Annotated in this window: 15 protein-coding genes; 10 read left to right on the forward strand and 5 right to left on the reverse strand. The window is 56.1% G+C overall.

Going from position 1 to position 15182, the window contains the following annotated elements; all coding sequences use genetic code 11:
- Window positions 1–226 precede the first annotated feature (226 nt).
- The 4 genes from PQU95_RS01905 to PQU95_RS01920 all read left to right on the forward strand — a co-directional run bounded on the left by PQU95_RS01905 (window position 227) and on the right by PQU95_RS01920 (window position 3559).
- Entirely contained in the window at window positions 227–1177 is a 951-nt protein-coding gene (locus PQU95_RS01905; protein WP_272750432.1) for a DUF932 domain-containing protein, read from the forward strand.
- A gap of 91 nt (window positions 1178–1268) precedes the next feature.
- Complete coding sequence (locus PQU95_RS01910) at window positions 1269–1613, forward strand: DUF3768 domain-containing protein (RefSeq protein ID WP_272750433.1); 345 nt, start codon at window positions 1269–1271, stop codon at window positions 1611–1613.
- Window positions 1614–1682: 69 nt separating this feature from the next.
- Entirely contained in the window at window positions 1683–2666 is a 984-nt protein-coding gene (locus PQU95_RS01915) for a YqaJ viral recombinase family nuclease (RefSeq protein ID WP_017507139.1), read from the forward strand.
- Window positions 2663–3559, forward strand: coding sequence for a recombination directionality factor (locus tag PQU95_RS01920; protein WP_272750434.1), 897 nt, complete (start codon window positions 2663–2665; stop codon window positions 3557–3559). The genes PQU95_RS01915 and PQU95_RS01920 overlap by 4 nt, the downstream gene beginning before the upstream one ends.
- Here PQU95_RS01920 and PQU95_RS01925 read toward each other — a convergent pair whose 3' ends face one another.
- On the reverse strand, window positions 3560–3904 hold the full coding sequence (locus tag PQU95_RS01925) for a helix-turn-helix domain-containing protein (protein ID WP_017507141.1): 345 nt from the start codon (window positions 3902–3904) through the stop codon (window positions 3560–3562).
- 161 nt (window positions 3905–4065) lie between these two features.
- On the opposite strand from PQU95_RS01925, the gene PQU95_RS01930 reads away from it, so the two are divergent.
- From PQU95_RS01930 to PQU95_RS01950, 5 genes are all read left to right on the forward strand, one after another.
- A complete protein-coding gene (locus PQU95_RS01930) occupies window positions 4066–5052 on the forward strand; it encodes a toxin-antitoxin system YwqK family antitoxin (protein WP_017507142.1) in 987 nt (328 codons plus the stop codon).
- Window positions 5053–5078: 26 nt separating this feature from the next.
- On the forward strand, window positions 5079–6062 hold the full coding sequence (locus PQU95_RS01935) for a toxin-antitoxin system YwqK family antitoxin (protein ID WP_272750435.1): 984 nt from the start codon (window positions 5079–5081) through the stop codon (window positions 6060–6062).
- 74 nt (window positions 6063–6136) lie between these two features.
- A complete protein-coding gene (locus PQU95_RS01940; protein WP_272750436.1) occupies window positions 6137–7027 on the forward strand; it encodes a GTPase family protein in 891 nt (296 codons plus the stop codon).
- Window positions 7028–7046: 19 nt separating this feature from the next.
- Window positions 7047–7223: a helix-turn-helix transcriptional regulator gene (locus PQU95_RS01945; RefSeq protein WP_017507145.1), complete on the forward strand. Its 177-nt coding sequence runs from the start codon at window positions 7047–7049 to the stop codon at window positions 7221–7223.
- Between the two features lie 311 nt (window positions 7224–7534).
- Complete coding sequence (locus PQU95_RS01950) at window positions 7535–8830, forward strand: DNA-methyltransferase (RefSeq protein WP_272750437.1); 1296 nt, start codon at window positions 7535–7537, stop codon at window positions 8828–8830.
- Here the strand turns inward: PQU95_RS01950 and PQU95_RS01955 are convergent.
- The 4 genes from PQU95_RS01955 to cysD all read right to left on the reverse strand — a co-directional run bounded on the left by PQU95_RS01955 (window position 8802) and on the right by cysD (window position 13745).
- The gene (locus tag PQU95_RS01955) at window positions 8802–9599 is read right to left on the reverse strand and encodes an SfiI family type II restriction endonuclease (RefSeq protein ID WP_272750438.1); all 798 of its coding nucleotides are present in this window, start codon (window positions 9597–9599) and stop codon (window positions 8802–8804) included. The genes PQU95_RS01950 and PQU95_RS01955 overlap by 29 nt on opposite strands.
- Before the next feature lie 222 nt (window positions 9600–9821).
- The gene (locus tag PQU95_RS01960) at window positions 9822–11162 is read right to left on the reverse strand and encodes a tyrosine-type recombinase/integrase (protein WP_272750439.1); all 1341 of its coding nucleotides are present in this window, start codon (window positions 11160–11162) and stop codon (window positions 9822–9824) included.
- A 147-nt stretch (window positions 11163–11309) separates the two neighbouring features.
- Window positions 11310–12743, reverse strand: coding sequence for a sulfate adenylyltransferase subunit CysN (gene cysN, locus PQU95_RS01965; protein WP_272750440.1), 1434 nt, complete (start codon window positions 12741–12743; stop codon window positions 11310–11312).
- Between the two features lie 75 nt (window positions 12744–12818).
- A complete protein-coding gene (gene cysD / locus PQU95_RS01970; protein WP_272750441.1) occupies window positions 12819–13745 on the reverse strand; it encodes a sulfate adenylyltransferase subunit CysD in 927 nt (308 codons plus the stop codon).
- A 283-nt stretch (window positions 13746–14028) separates the two neighbouring features.
- Between cysD and PQU95_RS01975 the strand changes: the two genes are divergently transcribed.
- Entirely contained in the window at window positions 14029–15147 is a 1119-nt protein-coding gene (locus PQU95_RS01975) for a response regulator (protein ID WP_272750442.1), read from the forward strand.
- Window positions 15148–15182 lie beyond the last annotated feature (35 nt).

Consider the following 15182-nt stretch of genomic DNA (forward strand, 5'->3'; position numbering starts at 1 on the left):
TATTTTCGCAATATAGCCAGGTACATAACGGTGCTCAATACTCCTTACGGCCTAGTCTGCGCTTCGGCAGCTGGGGTTATGAGGTAAGAATGTGACGGCTTAGATATAGACCTCGATTCTAAATTTTTTCACCCACATATCACCTCCATGTCAGCAGGGTGATGATGCCCTGGATTCGCCCCTCAAACCCCAGCCTAGCCTGGGGTTTTTCTATGGAGTCTGTGATATGTCTCATCTTGTCGAAACCATGGCTTACGTGGGTGCTACCCCTTGGCATGGCCTGGGTAACCAACTCACCGAACAACAGCCGATTGATGTCTGGCTGCACGAAGCAGGCATGAACTGGACCATCGACCAAAGCGATGTGCTGTTCAATGTCTCGCAGGACGGCATGCATATCCGCATGCACCGCGATGCGAAGGTGCTGTATCGCTCCGATACCTTGGCACCGTTGTCTGTCGTTTCCCCGCGTTACAAAGTGGTTCAACCCCATGAAGTCCTGCACTTCTATAACGACCTGGTGCATGCCGGGGGCTTTGAGCTGGAAACAGCTGGCGTGTTGAAAGGTGGCAAGAAGCTGTGGGCTTTGGCTAAGACTGGTCAGGAAACCTTGGTCCGTAGTGGTGACCGTGTGAAAGCCTACCTATTACTAGCGACCAGTTGCGACGGCACGCTGTGCACTACGGCGCAATTCACGTCTGTCCGAGTGGTATGCAATAACACGCTGCAGATTGCGGTGGGGGATAACCTGGGTGCAGTAAAGGTACCGCACTCGACCGTATTCGACCCTCTGGCGGTCAAGGATGCCCTAGGCCTGGGGCTGAGCGATTGGGATGTGTTCATGCGCAATATCAAAGCGCTGAGTCAACGGCCCATCTCGCCCGAAGAAGCCCGGCAGTACTTTGCCGATGTGCTGGATGAGCCAATGCCGGTAGAAGACGCCACACCCTCCAAAGCCATGCAACAGCTCCATGCTTTATATAGTGGGGCAGGGATGGGGTCGATGCTAACCGGTACCCGTGGCACCGCCTGGGGGCTGGTGAATGCCGTAACCGAATACGTCGATCATCACCGTCGGGCACGTAGCAGCGACTACCGTTTGGACTCTGCCTGGTTTGGCCAGGGTGCTACGTTGAAACAACGCGCAATGCATAAGTCATTGATTTTGTTGGATTGAATCGCGACTGCGCTTAACGCTGCCCCTTTCTATCGTTATCTGCCCAGCAGTGCTCGCCACTGCGGGTGCTGCTGTGGCCAAGGAGTGCTTTATGACTGCTCTGGCTCATTTCCCTAAAACCCTGCGCATCCAGCAACTGAACGACGCCCTGCGTACCCAGTTTGTCGGTGGCCAGGTGCTTCTCACGGCCGACTTTCAATCCCTGCCCGATGAGCAGCAAGCTGCCTTGTTGCTCGCCATCCGCCACTTCAACGACTTCACCCCCGACAACGACCCCTACGGCGAACACGACTTTGTCGCGGTCGAACTCGACGGCGTGCAGGTGTTCTGCAAGATCGATTACTACGACCCCACGCTGCAGCAGCACTCCGTTGATGCGGCCAACCCTGTACTGACCCACCGCGTGATGACGGTGATGTTGGCCGCAGAGTACTAAACCCTTTTACTCAAACCGATAGCCCGGACTGGCACTGCCAGCCCGGGCTTTATGCTTTTGGAGGTTTCTATGCGTGAACGCTACGGCCAGGCCAAGCGCCTGGCATCCACCCTGAATCTGCCGCGTGAACAATGGCTACAGCTGCGCCAGCTGGGTATTGGTTCGTCCGATGCGGCCGCCTCTGTCGGCCTATCTCCTTATAAGAGTGCGCTGTCGCTTTGGCTCGAAAAAACTGGCCGCAAACCGGCAGAGGATCTGTCCGATAAAGCCCCGGTGTTCTGGGGCACCATGCTGGAGCCGGTACTCGCCACCGTGTACGCCGAGCAAACCGGGCGCAAGGTACGTCGGGTAAATGCGGTACTGCAAAGCCCGCAGCACCAACACATGTTGGCCAACCTGGACCGTGAAGTACGTTGCGGGCGTGACGGTAACGGCATCCTAGAAATCAAGACCGCCAGCTATCACAGTGCGCCGCAGTGGGAAGAGGGCATTCCGGTCGCTTATCAGTGCCAGGTACTGCATCAGTTGGCCGTTACCGGCTTGGACTGGGCTGACGTGGCCGTACTGATCGGCGGGCAGGACTTCCGCATCTACCGCATTGAACGCGACGACGACAAGATCCTGGACCTGTGCGAACGCGAGGATGGCTTCTGGCAACAGGTCACCCAAGACCAGCAGCCATCGCCCGATGGCTCGGACGACGCGGGTAGGGCGCTGAGTTGGATGTTCCCTCGCGACCAAGGCATCACCCTGGACCTGTCCGAATCGATGGAAGCCAACAGCCTGTTTGGTACCTTGCTTGCCCTACGTGCCAAACAAGACGACCTCAGCCTGCTGGAAGCCCAAACCCGCCAGCAGCTGCAGAACATCCTCGGCACCGCCAGTGCCGCCGTGTTTGCCGACGGCAAAGTCAGCTGGAAGAAAACCAAAGACCGTACTAGCCCCGACCTGGACAAACTCAGCGCCGATTACCCCGACCTGCTGCCGCAATACAGCAAAACCGTCGAAGGGAGCCGGCGCTTTCTCATTCACACCGCAAGGAGCGCAGCATGATCAAAGGCCTCGCCATCACCCCGCCCGTGATCGGGCGCATCAGCATAGGCAAGCTGGTACAAAAGAACGACAAGTGGCTGCCGGAGAAAGACGACAGCTTCACCCTCACCACCCAGGTACAAAACCGCGACGGCTGGCTACTGCACCCGTTGCACCAACCGTTGGCCGACCAAGCCAACAACGGCAAGATCCGCGCTATCCCGGTACGCACCTTGTTTAACAGCAGCGAGCTGAACCTGCGTGCCGAATACTGCGCCTTCGATCGTGCCACCGGCCGCCCGCTGTGCGTAGGCAACGGTGAAAGCGCCAAGCTGTACCGCAAAGAAGGCCCCGAAGACGTGAAGTGCACCGGGCCAGACCGCTGCCTATACGCCAAAGAAGTGGGCTGCAAACTGTACGGCAGGCTGAACGTGCAGGTAGACGGGCAACAGGACGCGCTCGGTACCTTCATCTTTCGCACCACCGGCTACAACTCGGTGCGTACCTTGGCCGCCAGGCTGAGGTACTTCGAAGCCCTCAGCGGCGGGCTCACTCACTACCTGCCGCTGATGCTGCGCCTGCGCGCCAAATCCACCACGCAGTCGTATCGCACCCCCGTCTACTACGTGGACCTGACACTACGCGAAGGTGTGGAGCTGACGGACGCTATCTCACAAGCCCGGGCCGAAGCAGAGGCCGCGATGGAAGCCGGGGTCAACATCGAGCAATTCGAACAAACCGCCCTGCAGCTACTGGGTACTGGGCTGTTCGAAGAAACGGAAGAAGAGTTGCCACAGGTGATGGAAGAGTTCTACCCGGTAGAAAGCCCACCGCCAGAAGGGAGTACACCACCAGACAGCAAGCCTGTGCGCCTCACCGCCAGGCTGGGCAAGCAGACGGCCAAGTCAGCTTAATCACTGCTGCAGTCGGGCACTCAGTTGTTCTACTACCGAGATCACCATAGTGCGATCTTTTGTCGATAGCGGGGATAGGAGACGGGCCAGGTGCTGAGCCTGGCCGTCCGCGTGGCTGGACACCTCGGAGAGTAAAGCCGCGACATCGCATTCCAGTATCACGGCAATTTCGACCAAGCGGGCAACGGTGGGCATAACGATCCCGCGCTCCATACGCGAGACAGCTTCATTGCCAATGCCCAGCTGTTCCGCCAGTTGCTCCTGCGTTAGTCCTTTGCTCAGACGGTGGCGAGTGATGGCCTTGCCAATCACCTTCGCCAGTTGATCCAGGTCGATAGTTGTCATCACGCTCTCCAGTTCAACCTGAATAGTCGTAACTCAACCCATTGACATGAAGTGCCTGTCGGGTTGAAACTCAACCTATTGAGTTGATAAGCGACGTTTAAAGTTAGCGCTGTGCCAAGAGCTGCACCTCGGACTGCGCTTTCTTCCATCAAGGAACCCTCATGAAAACCAAAGTACGCACCTTCACGGTGCTGTGTCTGTGCGCCATGGCCCTGACGGGTTGTGGCGACAAAATCATGGACTTCCGTAATGCCGAGATAGCAAGCGGAAAGATGTACCGCCAAGGTGCCGATGAGCCTTTCAGTGGCAAGGTAACCAACGTGCCACTAGAGCGCCTGATCGATCGCCATCCTGGCTACTTCAAGGTGATGCCGGTTGCTTTTGTGGGAACCGGCACGCCAGCACCAGGGCTCGTATTCCAGGGATTGCAGGTGTACTCCAGCGGCTTGTTTGCACTGTGTGACGCTGAATTTACCGATGGCCAGATGGATGGCGCTATGTCATGCCGTAAGGAAAAGACCAACGAGAAATTGCTGGATATCCAGTTTGATAAAGGCATGCTCAGTGGCCCTTTCACCTTCTACACCAACCAAGCCTCGGCCAGCATCACGTTCAAACAAGGCATGCCAGAGGGCGTGTTGACGGTAAAGGTTAGCAAGACAGACAAGCCTGTTCATACCTACACATTCCAAGGCGGCAAGCTGAATGGCCGCGAGGAGGTACTGAATGAAGAGACCGGTGCGGTGACCAGCTATGCAAACTATGAGAATGGCTTGCTGGAAGGGGAGGTCGCGAGGTTTACGCCTGATGGCAAGCAGATGATCTACCTGGCGACCATGGTGAATAACCTGCAGGACGGTCCAGAAAAGTTCTTCTACCCCTCCGGCAAGTTAATGAAGACCGGCCAGTGGTCGAAAGGCATGCCTCAAGGCCGCTTCCAGTTCTATGACGAGCAGGGGAGTGTTACCCAGGAAGAAGTGTGGAAAGACGGCGTAAAGCAGAATCCTAACGCCAACACGCCTGAGTTGTGCCTTGACGAGAAAATCAAGGCATTCCGAGAAGAGAACGGTGATGAGCAACCCATCATGCATGACGTGATGATGGATTGGGAAGGCGAGTGCGGTCTACCTGCCACCGGTTACAACTAGCCACAAACGTTTATCAAGGAATGCACATGAAAACCAACGTTAGAGCTGTCTCGGTGCTGTGCCTGTGTACGATCGCACTGAATATCAGCCAGGCCAGCGTGCTGGATTTCCGCAACGCTGAAATTGCTAATGGCAAGGTATACCGCCAGGGTGCCAATGCTCCTTTCAGCGGGAAAGTAACCAATATGCCGCTGGAGCGCTTGATCAACAATCAAGGCGGCTACTTCAAGGTGATGCCCATCATTTTTTCGGGGACGGGCACTCCTGCACCAGGCATTTTGCTGCAGGGCTTGATGGCGTATTCAAATGGCCTGTTGGCTATCTGTGACGCTGACTTTACCGACGGCCAGATGGATGGCTTGGTCCAGTGCCGCAAAGAAAAAACGGGTGAGCGACTCCTCAAGATCCAATTCAAGCGAGGGATGCTCAATGGCCCGCTCAACTTTTACGGCAACGTCGCGACGGCCAATGTGAATTTCCAGCAAGGTCACGCTCAGGGACAGATGACCATCCGCATGGTGAAGTCCGGCAAGCTGATCCACACCTTCCAACTACAGAATGGCCTACTGCACGGGCGTGAGGCTGTACTGAATGAGCAAACAGGGGCCGTGACCAGCTACGCCAACTATGTCAACGGCTCGATGGAAGGGCAGATCGTCAGATTGACCCCCGATGGCAAGCAGATCATCTACCAGGGCACCATGGCCAACAACCAGCAGCATGGCCCAGAGAAGTTCTTCTACCCCTCCGGTCAGTTAATGAAAACCGGCCAGTGGGAGAAAGGTGTACCCGAGGGACTCTTCCAGTATTACGACGAACAGGGCAAGTCGACCAAGCAAGAGCTATGGAAGTATGGCGTGAAGCACGATCCTGTCGTCTATGCGAAGCGTGAGTGCGTACGAGAAAAAATAGAGGCATTCGAGGAAACCAATAATGACCCGGACATGGTGCGTCAAGAACTGAGAAGGTTGCAGGACCTGTGCTACGGGCCAAGCCCCGTCGAGCAATAGCAGCGAGTAAACAAGATTTCCAAACCATCAAAGCCACCTTCGGGTGGCTTTTTGTATTTGTGAGAGGACTCATTATGCAAGAACCAGACTTCCAGCCAGGCCAAGCCTTGGCGCAATTCAAGCAACTTATCGACCGCGCAGAGCTGCAGCTCACCAGCCAACAGCGCCAGCAGATCCTGGGCGTGGTGAACCAGGTACTGAACTACCACGCCGTGGTAGGCGTGATGGGCAAGACCGGTGCCGGTAAATCGTCGCTGTGCAACAGCCTGTTTGGTGCCACCGTTACCGAGGTCAGCGATGTGGGTGCTTGCACCCGCCACCCCAACGAAATCTCCTTGGTAGCCAAAGGCGATCGTGGCCTATCGCTGATCGACATGCCCGGGGTAGGGGAAAGCACGCAACGGGATGTGGACTACAAGCAGCTGTACCAAGAGTGGCTGCCCAAGCTGGACTGCATCCTGTGGCTGATCAAAGCAGACGACCGGGCACTGAGCGTAGATGAAACCTTCTATCGCGATGTGGTACTGCCAGCGTTGGCCGACAAACCCATCCCCATCCTGTTTGTGCTGAGCCAGGCCGACAAAGTCGAACCCTGCCGCGAATGGAATTGGCAGTTCCAGACGCCAGGCTTCATGCAAGCGGCCAACATCCGCGCCAAAGAAGCGCTGATCTGCCAGCAGTTCAAGCTCAGCCCGAAAAGTGTCTGCAGCATCTCGGCTGAAGAGAACTACGGCCTGCCCGGCTTGCTGGAGAAACTGGTGTTAGCTCTGCCCGCACAAAAAAAGTGGGCCATGGCCCGTGAAGCGAAAGCGGAGTGGGTCAGCGCGGCGGCGAAACAAGAAGCGCAAGACGGGTTGTGGTCAGTCGTGGTCGGCACGGTCAAGGCAGTGGCCAAAGAAGCCTGTGACTACGTGGTAGACCGTATCACTACCCTGGCCAGCCGTGTGTTTGGCTGGTTGTGGTAAGCCAAGTGAAGGAACGACGATGAAGATCCTGAGAATCCACGATGTGATGGCCATGATCGGTTTGGCCAGATCGACTATCTACAAGTACATCGGAGAGGGCCACTTCCCCAAGCAGATCCGCCTAGGTAGAAGGGCCGTGGGGTGGCTGCTATCGGACATCGAACGCTGGCTGCGAATGAAGGTGGCAGAACGGTAATGCGCAAGCACCATGTACCACCCGCTTCTACGCGGGCGGGACGTGGTGTTTTTTTTGCTATTGGTAGGTTGCTATCGGGAGCGACGACGGTTTGTTGTTTGGCCAATGTGTCCTGTCGATAACGGTGGCGTCATTGACAGCTACTGTCGTCGCTAGCTGCACGCGAAGGACAACTTAATTGACTTTCCGGGAATGCTTAACCATTACAAGTGGCCACTTTGGCCGATGAGCCAGAGTGGCCATATCCATTTTTTTTTGGTACAGTACTACCTATAAAAGTCTGTCCCCTTTATAGGTAGAAGAAAATTCTAATGAACAACCTTGTTGACGCATCATCGATTGAGAGTTGTAGTGTGCAAGAGCTAGGCCTAGGCATCTCCGATCATTGGAGTCAGATCCAGAAAACGGCAAACTTCAAGGGTGAGCGGCATGCTCTTCTTTTGGGGGATGCTACGAAAGTATTGCGAAAGCTCCCAGACGGATCAATAAACACCTGTTTGACATCGCCCCCCTATTGGTCCGTACGAGATTATGAGGCCGATGAACAGATTGGCTTGGAGGATTCAGTAGATGATTATGTCGAAAGAATAGTCAAGGTGTTTCGTGAGGTCAAACGAACCCTTACCAGCGACGGAACCGCATGGTTGAACATTGGGGACTGTTACATCAATGGCGCCAAGGCGGGAGACCCTACCTGGAAACGCAATAAGCAACTAGCATTGGTACCGTTCCGTGTAGCCATCGCACTCGAAAATGATGGTTGGTTGGTTCGAAATACCGTTGTCTGGCACAAGCCAAACGCGATGCCCTCCAGTGCATCTGATCGGTTAACGAATGCCTGGGAACCGATATTCCTACTAGCCAAGAATGAGCGTTATTTCTTTAACCTCGACGCAGTGCGAGTGCCCCATAAGACTGAAGATCATATTGAGCGACGCCGAGCTATGGAGGGTAATGCTGAAGGGAAGGCAAAGGGCAAAGATGAGCTTCGCCGTTGGCTCAACTCTCCTCGACATCGGGCTACTATCGATGGATTAAAAGAGGTTCGTCGTCGTCCAAACGCTCCTCTTGCGACGGAGCTTGCCGCTTACTTACGTGCTGCTGCTGAGCGTGAGGGTATTGCGATTAAAGAAGTTGCAAAAATCCTTAATCAACCATTCGAACGGGTTCGTCACTATTTCCGTACAGATGAAATTGGGGCGAGACGGCCTCCTGAGGAGACGTGGGGTACGCTAAAAGAGCTTTTATCACTTGATAGTCGCTACGATGAAGCAATGGCGGTTGAGGTAGGTGACAATGTGTTTCGAAACCATCCGAATGGCCGCAATCCGGGTGATGTGCAGTCTTTTTCCTTAACTGGTGGAGCAACTGATGCTAAAGGGCACTTTGCTGTAATGCCGCCGTCCCTAGCCAGTTGGTGTTTACAAGCGAGCCTTCCTCCCGGCGGAGTCTGTCTAGATCCATTCTTGGGTATCGGTACCACTGGCCTTGCTGCATTGGCACAAGGTGGACGCATCGTCGGGGTAGACGTTCGAGAGGATTATCTTGAGCTCGCCGCAAAGCAGTATGTCACCAACCCTAGCGGCCGAGGTAGGCAAAAGGGGTGATTGTGCCTGTTGGGCCCAGACCATCGCGCCACATGGGTTCAGCGTATGGATTGCCATTAAAATTTAGGCATTGAAGGCGCCAAGGACACATCGCCATTAAGCGAGTGAAGTAGACGCGGATGCGGGGATCTTCATCACGAGCTGATGAGTGCTTTCCTTGCCCAAAGAAAGTTGTTGTGGGGTCCGGGTTGTAGCGAGGTTTAAATCTAGCATGCGGAATGGCAAGGGCATAGATTGATTTCAGCTCTCGGTATGGTGCCTGTGTGGTGGATATGTCTCGGTAATAAAAATGTACAAATAGCGATGTTGTGACCGCATGAAGCGGTCCATTCATTGTGTCTGGCAACTCGAGGTGTGGTTCAACACCTGCGTTCATCGTCACATGGACGTCCTTCGAAATGAAGTCGGCGTTCATGGGCAGCTGTGATTGTTGAAGTGTCTCACGGTTATTTTCTGTTGATGCCTTGGCATCGACTAGTAAGGCTTGCGGAAGCAATCCGTAGGGCGTGGGCAGCCAGCGAATACGCTTGTAATCAATAAATCCAGCATATCGTCGGTTTATGGGATACGTTTCAGCCACCTCTAAGGCGTACTGTACTAGATCTTCTGCCAAAACAATGACCTCAGTCTTACTGGGGGCCTTTGTATTGTCGAAAATTTGCTTTGCTTCACGCGAATATTCCTGAAGCGCCTGCACTATCATCCGCAGTGATTGTTTCTCGACGGCTTCGTGTTCGTCGTCTGTAAGATTTCGGTAGTCCTGATTCATAGGTATGAATATTACAGGTGACTGCCTATTCAATGCTAGCCAATCCGTTGCATAGAGGGGTCGCTGTTGACTTCTCCTCCGTTTCTTTTGTGTCCAGCCTGGGTATCTAAATCGCCCTGGCTTCTCTAGAAACTCCGCAGCTGTCCACGGATTATCGCCATCTGTTGGGTGTGATGCCCTTTATCTGACAAGTCAGCTTTGATCGAATAGCAGCCATGCATCTCAACTAGCAGCCACCGTAAAGTCTGCAGGCTCTACAAACTCCCCGCGCTTTTCGAGTTCATCCAGCCAGTCGCTGTACCATTGCATCATCTCCTGTCGGTGCTGCAGGTAGCGTGCTTTCCGGTTGTACAGATCTCGTATGGCTTTAGCTGAGGGGGCTAGGTCGCCTTTGTCGTTTTTGGCTGCGTGGCCGATATGTAGTTCGATCGCATCCCTGTGGAAGCGCATGGCTTCATTCAAGGCTGATGTCATGGTGGTGCGGAAGCCGTGCAGGCATTGATCGGTGCCAGTGCTGTAGCCCATCGCCCGAATGGCATTGTTGATGCCAGTATTGGAAACCGGGCTGCCGACACGGCCTCCTGCGAACACGAAGGTGGCGTGTTCGTTTAGACCGTGTACCTGCTGCATCACCTCTATGGCTTGGCGGCTTAGGAAGATCATGCGTGGCCTGCCCATCTTTTCCCCGCGATAGCTATACGCTACGCCTTCTACCGGCTCTCGCTCCGGTGGGATAGTCCAGAGGCCTTCTGCTAGGTTGAACTCGTCCCAGCGGGCAAAGCGGATCTCTGATGATCTGGCACCTGTCAGCAAAGCAAAGCGCAGGAATAGCTTGATGATCAGCAGGCAATCTACCGAACGCAGCTTCTGTAGCAGCTGCGGCATGCTTTCCAGGGGAAGGGCAGCTTTGGGGGTGCTGACAATCACCGGCAAAATGCCATTACGCCCTGTAAGGCTGGATACCGGGTCGTGCTGGATGCGGCTGGTACGCTTACCGTGCTTCATCACGCTGCTGATGTGTTGCAGTACACGTGCAGCGGTTTGCTGGTGTCCTTGCTTGCTTAGCAGGTCTACCGGCTTGCGAAGTAGGGCTTCGTTCAGCGTATCGACCGGTAATCTGCCAATGTGCGGGAAGATATGCTTGCGTAGCTGGCTGGCAATGCGGGTGCTGGTCACCGGCTTGATGTTCTTTACCCTGCAGTGTTCTTCCAGCCATTCTAGTGCTACGACTTCGAACGTAGAGGCTTGGGCAAGCTTACCTGCCTCCTTATGCAATTTGCGCTCGACAGAGGGGTCCTTGCCACTGCGGATGCTATCTCTGCACTCTTCTGCGGCCAACCTTGCTTGTTTCAGTCCTAGCGCTGGGTAATCACCTAGCCAGATCTTGATACGCTTACCGTAAAGGCTGCTGACAAAGCGCCAGCGTTTTCTTTCTGCGGTTACAACCAACACCAAGCCGCCACCATCCCGGTAGTTCGACTCGGTCTTGCCCTCTTCTAGGTGGGCATTGCGACACTGAATATCCTTGAGTAGTGCCATGCCATTGCTTTTGTCTGCTGCCATAACGAAGTACCCCCATGCGTACCCCCTGAAGATAGCATGGGGGTACATATGGGGGTACGTTTTTGTGTGGCTGTAGTAACCCGGTACTAGACAGTCGTAGACATGTTGCCCAGTTTTATCTAGTAAATACAGGGTTGCATAGACACTCTAGAACAACTTGGAAATATCCTTCGCGTCCCAGTGCGGGAAGTGCTTGCGAACCAGCGCATTGAACTCGACTTCGAAGGCGCGCAGGCGGGCCAGGTCGCTTTGGTCCTGGCTGGCGCTGTCGATCTGCGCTTCGCCGCGGATCATGCCGGCACCGGAGGTGGCATTGCTCAGGCGGTCGATCACGATCAGGCTGCCGGTGGCACGGCACAGGCTGTAGGCGTCGAATACCACCGGGGCGGTGAAGGCGATGCGTACCAGGCCGATTTCGTTCAGCTGCAGCTTTTCGGCTTCGAAGGCGTCCAGCGTGTTCACGTCCACGCGGTGCACGATGCGCTCCACGCGGCCGGTAACGGTTTTGCCGGCCAGCTTGAAACTGTAGTCCTTGCCGACCGACAGCGGCGTTTCGTCCATCCACACCAGGTGGGCTTCCACCGCCTGGCTCACGGTTGGCGCAACTTCGTCGGCGCGCACGATCATGTCGCCGCGCGAGATGTCGATTTCGTCTGTCAGGGTCAGGGTAATGGCCTGGCCGCTGCCTGCTACATCCAGGTTGCCTTCGTACACCACCACGTTTTCTACCGTGCTTTGCTTGCCGGAAGGCAGGGCGATAACGCGGTCGCCGGGGTGGATTTCACCGCTGGCGATGGTGCCGCAGAAGCCGCGGAAGTCCAGGTTGGGGCGGTTCACGTACTGCACCGGCAGGCGGAAGGCGCTCTGGGCCACGTCGTGGTCGACTTCCACACTGTCGAGGATGCCCATCAGGGTCTGGCCGTCGTACCACGGCGTGCGCTCGCTGGCGCTCACCACGTTGTCGCCACGCAGCGCGCTGATCGGCACGAAGCGGATGTCGGCAATACCCAGGTTGGCCGCAAAAGCCAGGTATTCGTCGCGGATGCGGTTGAACACGGCCTGGTCGAAGTCCAGCAGATCCATCTTGTTGATGGCTACTACCACGTGCTTGATGCCCAGCAGGCTCACGATGTAGCTGTGGCGGCGGGTCTGGGTTTGCACGCCGTAGCGGGCGTCGATCAGGATCACGGCCAGGTTGCAGGTGGACGCGCCGGTGGCCATGTTGCGGGTGTACTGCTCGTGGCCCGGGCAGTCGGCAATGATGAACTTGCGGCGATCGGTGCTGAAGTAGCGGTAGGCCACGTCGATGGTGATGCCTTGCTCGCGCTCGGCTTGCAGGCCGTCTACCAGCAGTGCCAGATCGATGTCTTCGTCGGTGGTGTTGTACTTTTTCGAGTCGCGCTGGATGGCGGCCAGCTGGTCTTCGAAGATCAGCTTGGAGTCATGCAGCAGGCGGCCGATCAGCGTGGACTTGCCGTCGTCTACGTTGCCGCAGGTGATGAAGCGCAGCATGTCCTTGTTTTCGTGCTGCTTCAGGTAGGCCAGGATGTCGCTGGCGATCAGGTCGGATTGGTGTGCCATGAGCGTATGCCTTGCATCTGCAAGGTTGGCCGCGTGCGGCCAACCTTAGAATATTCGGTAGGGGCGAAGCGGGGCTTAGAAGTAGCCTTCCATCTTCTTTTTCTCCATCGAGCCGGCCGAGTCGTGGTCGATCACGCGTCCCTGGCGTTCGGAGGTTTTGGTCAGCAGCATTTCCTGGATCACTTCGGCCAGGCTGGTGGCTTCCGACTCTACCGCGCCGGTCAGCGGGTAACAGCCCAGCGTACGGAAGCGCACTTTCTTGTGCTGGATGCGCGCTTTTTCCTCTGCGCTCAGGTACTGCAGGATGCGCTCGTCGTCGATCATGATCATGGTGCCGTCGCGCTCGATCACCGGGCGTTCGGCAGCAAAGTACAGCGGCACGATCTCGATGTTTTCCAGGAAGATGTACTGCCAGATATCCAGCTCGGTCCAGTTGGACAGCGGGAACACACGGATGCTTTCGCCCTTGTTGATCTTGGCGTTGTAGATGTTCCACAGCTCGGGGCGCTGGCTTTTCGGGTCCCAGCGGTGGTTCTTGTCGCGGAAGGAGTACACGCGCTCCTTGGCGCGCGATTTTTCCTCGTCGCGACGCGCGCCGCCAAAGGCCGCGTCGAATTTGTACTTGTTCAGTGCCTGTTTCAGGCCTTCGGTCTTCATCACGTCGGTGTGCTTGGCACTGCCGGCGGTAAACGGATTGATGCCGGCGTCCACGCCGTCCTGGTTCACGTGCACGATCAGGTCCCAGCCGTATTCGCGGGCCTGCTTGTCGCGCAGGTCTATCATTTCCTTGAATTTCCAGGTGGTGTCCACGTGCATCAGCGGAAACGGTGGGCGGCCGGGGGCAAAGGCTTTCTGCGCCAAATGCAGCATCACGGCAGAGTCCTTGCCGATGGAGTACAGCATCACCGGGTTGTCAAACTCGGCGGCGACTTCACGGATGATGTGGATGGACTCGGCTTCAAGTTGCTTGAGGTGAGTCAGCCTCTCCTGACTGATTTTCATCTTTGCGCTCAATTCTCTGGCTGTTTGCATCGCGGCACCCGGGCAGGCGCCGTGCCGGACTTTCCGGCACTGCAAATGTACCGGAGAGCCGCTACCCCCGAAAGAATGAATATATATATCGATATGCTATATATGGGATGGTTTGATGCTATTGCGGGAATATAGACGTTCTGCGATTAGACAAAATAATCGAATAAAGCGGGTTTTTACTTAACGAACTGTGGCTAGAATGAAGGGTGCAGGCGCAATAGTGATCCAACATAAAAACCATGGCAGGTGCCCGATGAGCGACAAACCCCTGATTATTGTGATTGACGATGATGTGCTGACCACGGAAATGATCAGCGATGGCCTGGAGGATCAATACCGCATTGTCGGTTTCAGCAACCCGCTACAGGGCCTGGCACAGATCGCCAGCCTGCAGCCGGCACTGATCCTGCTGGATATCAACATGCCGCAAATGGACGGCTACGAAGTGTGCCGCCGGCTGAAGGAAGATTTTGAAACAAGTGACATTCCGGTGGTGTTCCTGTCCGGGCTTACCGCGCTGGAAGACCGCGTGGCGGCTTACGATGCCGGTGGTGAGGACTTTACTTCCAAGCCGCTGAACCTGGCGGTAGTGGCCTCGCGCATTGATGCCATCTTCCGGCGCCGGCGTGAAAAGGCAGCGTTGGCCAGCCAGGCCAGCTTTGCCACCGCTACGGCCATGACGGCGATGAGCAATGCGGCGGAGCTGGGCCTGGTGGTGGAGTTTTCGCGGCGTGCCATGGCCTGCGTGGACTTGCAGCAACTTGGGCGTACCCTGCTGGATACCGTGCAAGGCTTCGGTGTCACCGGTGCGGTAGCGCTGGCTAGCGGTGGCGAGCGGCTTGCACTGAGCCAGGAGGGTGAGGTCAGCGAGATGGAGCGCGGTGTATTGCAGCTGATTGCCGACTGTGGCCGGGTAGTGGCGATGGGTAAGCGTGTCGCTTTCAACTATGAAGGGATAACGCTGCTGATTCGCGATTTGCCGATAGAAGAAGACGATAGGGCCGGGCGCTTGCGCGACCACTTTGCCGTGCTGGCCGAGCTGGTGTCGGAGCGTTTGAAAATCCTGGCGCTACAGCAGCGCGTCTACCACCGGGAGAGCCAGTTGCGCTCGCTGTTGCAAACCATTCGCGAGGGTATTCATAGCCTGGACGCACAGCGCAACGAAGACCGCATGGCGGCCAGTACCTTTCTGGAAACCTCGCTGGGGCGGGTGGAGCGCGACCTGGTGCACCTGGGTTTGACCGAATCGCAGGAGGAGCAGCTGGTGTCTACCCTGCGCGAGACCAGTTACAAGGTACTAGACCTGTATCGTGGTGACCCAAGGGCGGTAGAAGCTTTGAAGCAGGCACTGGCCGCGCTGCCGGATCTGTAAACCCCCGGGGTTGGCCGCATGGCCAGCCCCGCTTT

Origin of the sequence: Vogesella aquatica (genome assembly GCF_028548455.1) — a bacterium.
Taxonomy (GTDB): domain Bacteria; phylum Pseudomonadota; class Gammaproteobacteria; order Burkholderiales; family Chromobacteriaceae; genus Vogesella; species Vogesella aquatica.

Coding starts and splice junctions, on each gene's coding strand:
- PQU95_RS01905 (WP_272750432.1), top strand. CDS start 227: ATGTCTCATCTTGTCGAAACCATGGCTTACGTGGGTGCTACCCCTTGG.
- PQU95_RS01910 (WP_272750433.1), top strand. CDS start 1,269: ATGACTGCTCTGGCTCATTTCCCTAAAACCCTGCGCATCCAGCAACTG.
- PQU95_RS01915 (WP_017507139.1), top strand. CDS start 1,683: ATGCGTGAACGCTACGGCCAGGCCAAGCGCCTGGCATCCACCCTGAAT.
- PQU95_RS01920 (WP_272750434.1), top strand. CDS start 2,663: ATGATCAAAGGCCTCGCCATCACCCCGCCCGTGATCGGGCGCATCAGC.
- PQU95_RS01925 (WP_017507141.1), bottom strand. CDS start 3,904: ATGACAACTATCGACCTGGATCAACTGGCGAAGGTGATTGGCAAGGCC.
- PQU95_RS01930 (WP_017507142.1), top strand. CDS start 4,066: ATGAAAACCAAAGTACGCACCTTCACGGTGCTGTGTCTGTGCGCCATG.
- PQU95_RS01935 (WP_272750435.1), top strand. CDS start 5,079: ATGAAAACCAACGTTAGAGCTGTCTCGGTGCTGTGCCTGTGTACGATC.
- PQU95_RS01940 (WP_272750436.1), top strand. CDS start 6,137: ATGCAAGAACCAGACTTCCAGCCAGGCCAAGCCTTGGCGCAATTCAAG.
- PQU95_RS01945 (WP_017507145.1), top strand. CDS start 7,047: ATGAAGATCCTGAGAATCCACGATGTGATGGCCATGATCGGTTTGGCC.
- PQU95_RS01950 (WP_272750437.1), top strand. CDS start 7,535: ATGAACAACCTTGTTGACGCATCATCGATTGAGAGTTGTAGTGTGCAA.
- PQU95_RS01955 (WP_272750438.1), bottom strand. CDS start 9,599: ATGAATCAGGACTACCGAAATCTTACAGACGACGAACACGAAGCCGTC.
- PQU95_RS01960 (WP_272750439.1), bottom strand. CDS start 11,162: ATGGCAGCAGACAAAAGCAATGGCATGGCACTACTCAAGGATATTCAG.
- cysN (WP_272750440.1), bottom strand. CDS start 12,743: ATGGCACACCAATCCGACCTGATCGCCAGCGACATCCTGGCCTACCTG.
- cysD (WP_272750441.1), bottom strand. CDS start 13,745: ATGAAAATCAGTCAGGAGAGGCTGACTCACCTCAAGCAACTTGAAGCC.
- PQU95_RS01975 (WP_272750442.1), top strand. CDS start 14,029: ATGAGCGACAAACCCCTGATTATTGTGATTGACGATGATGTGCTGACC.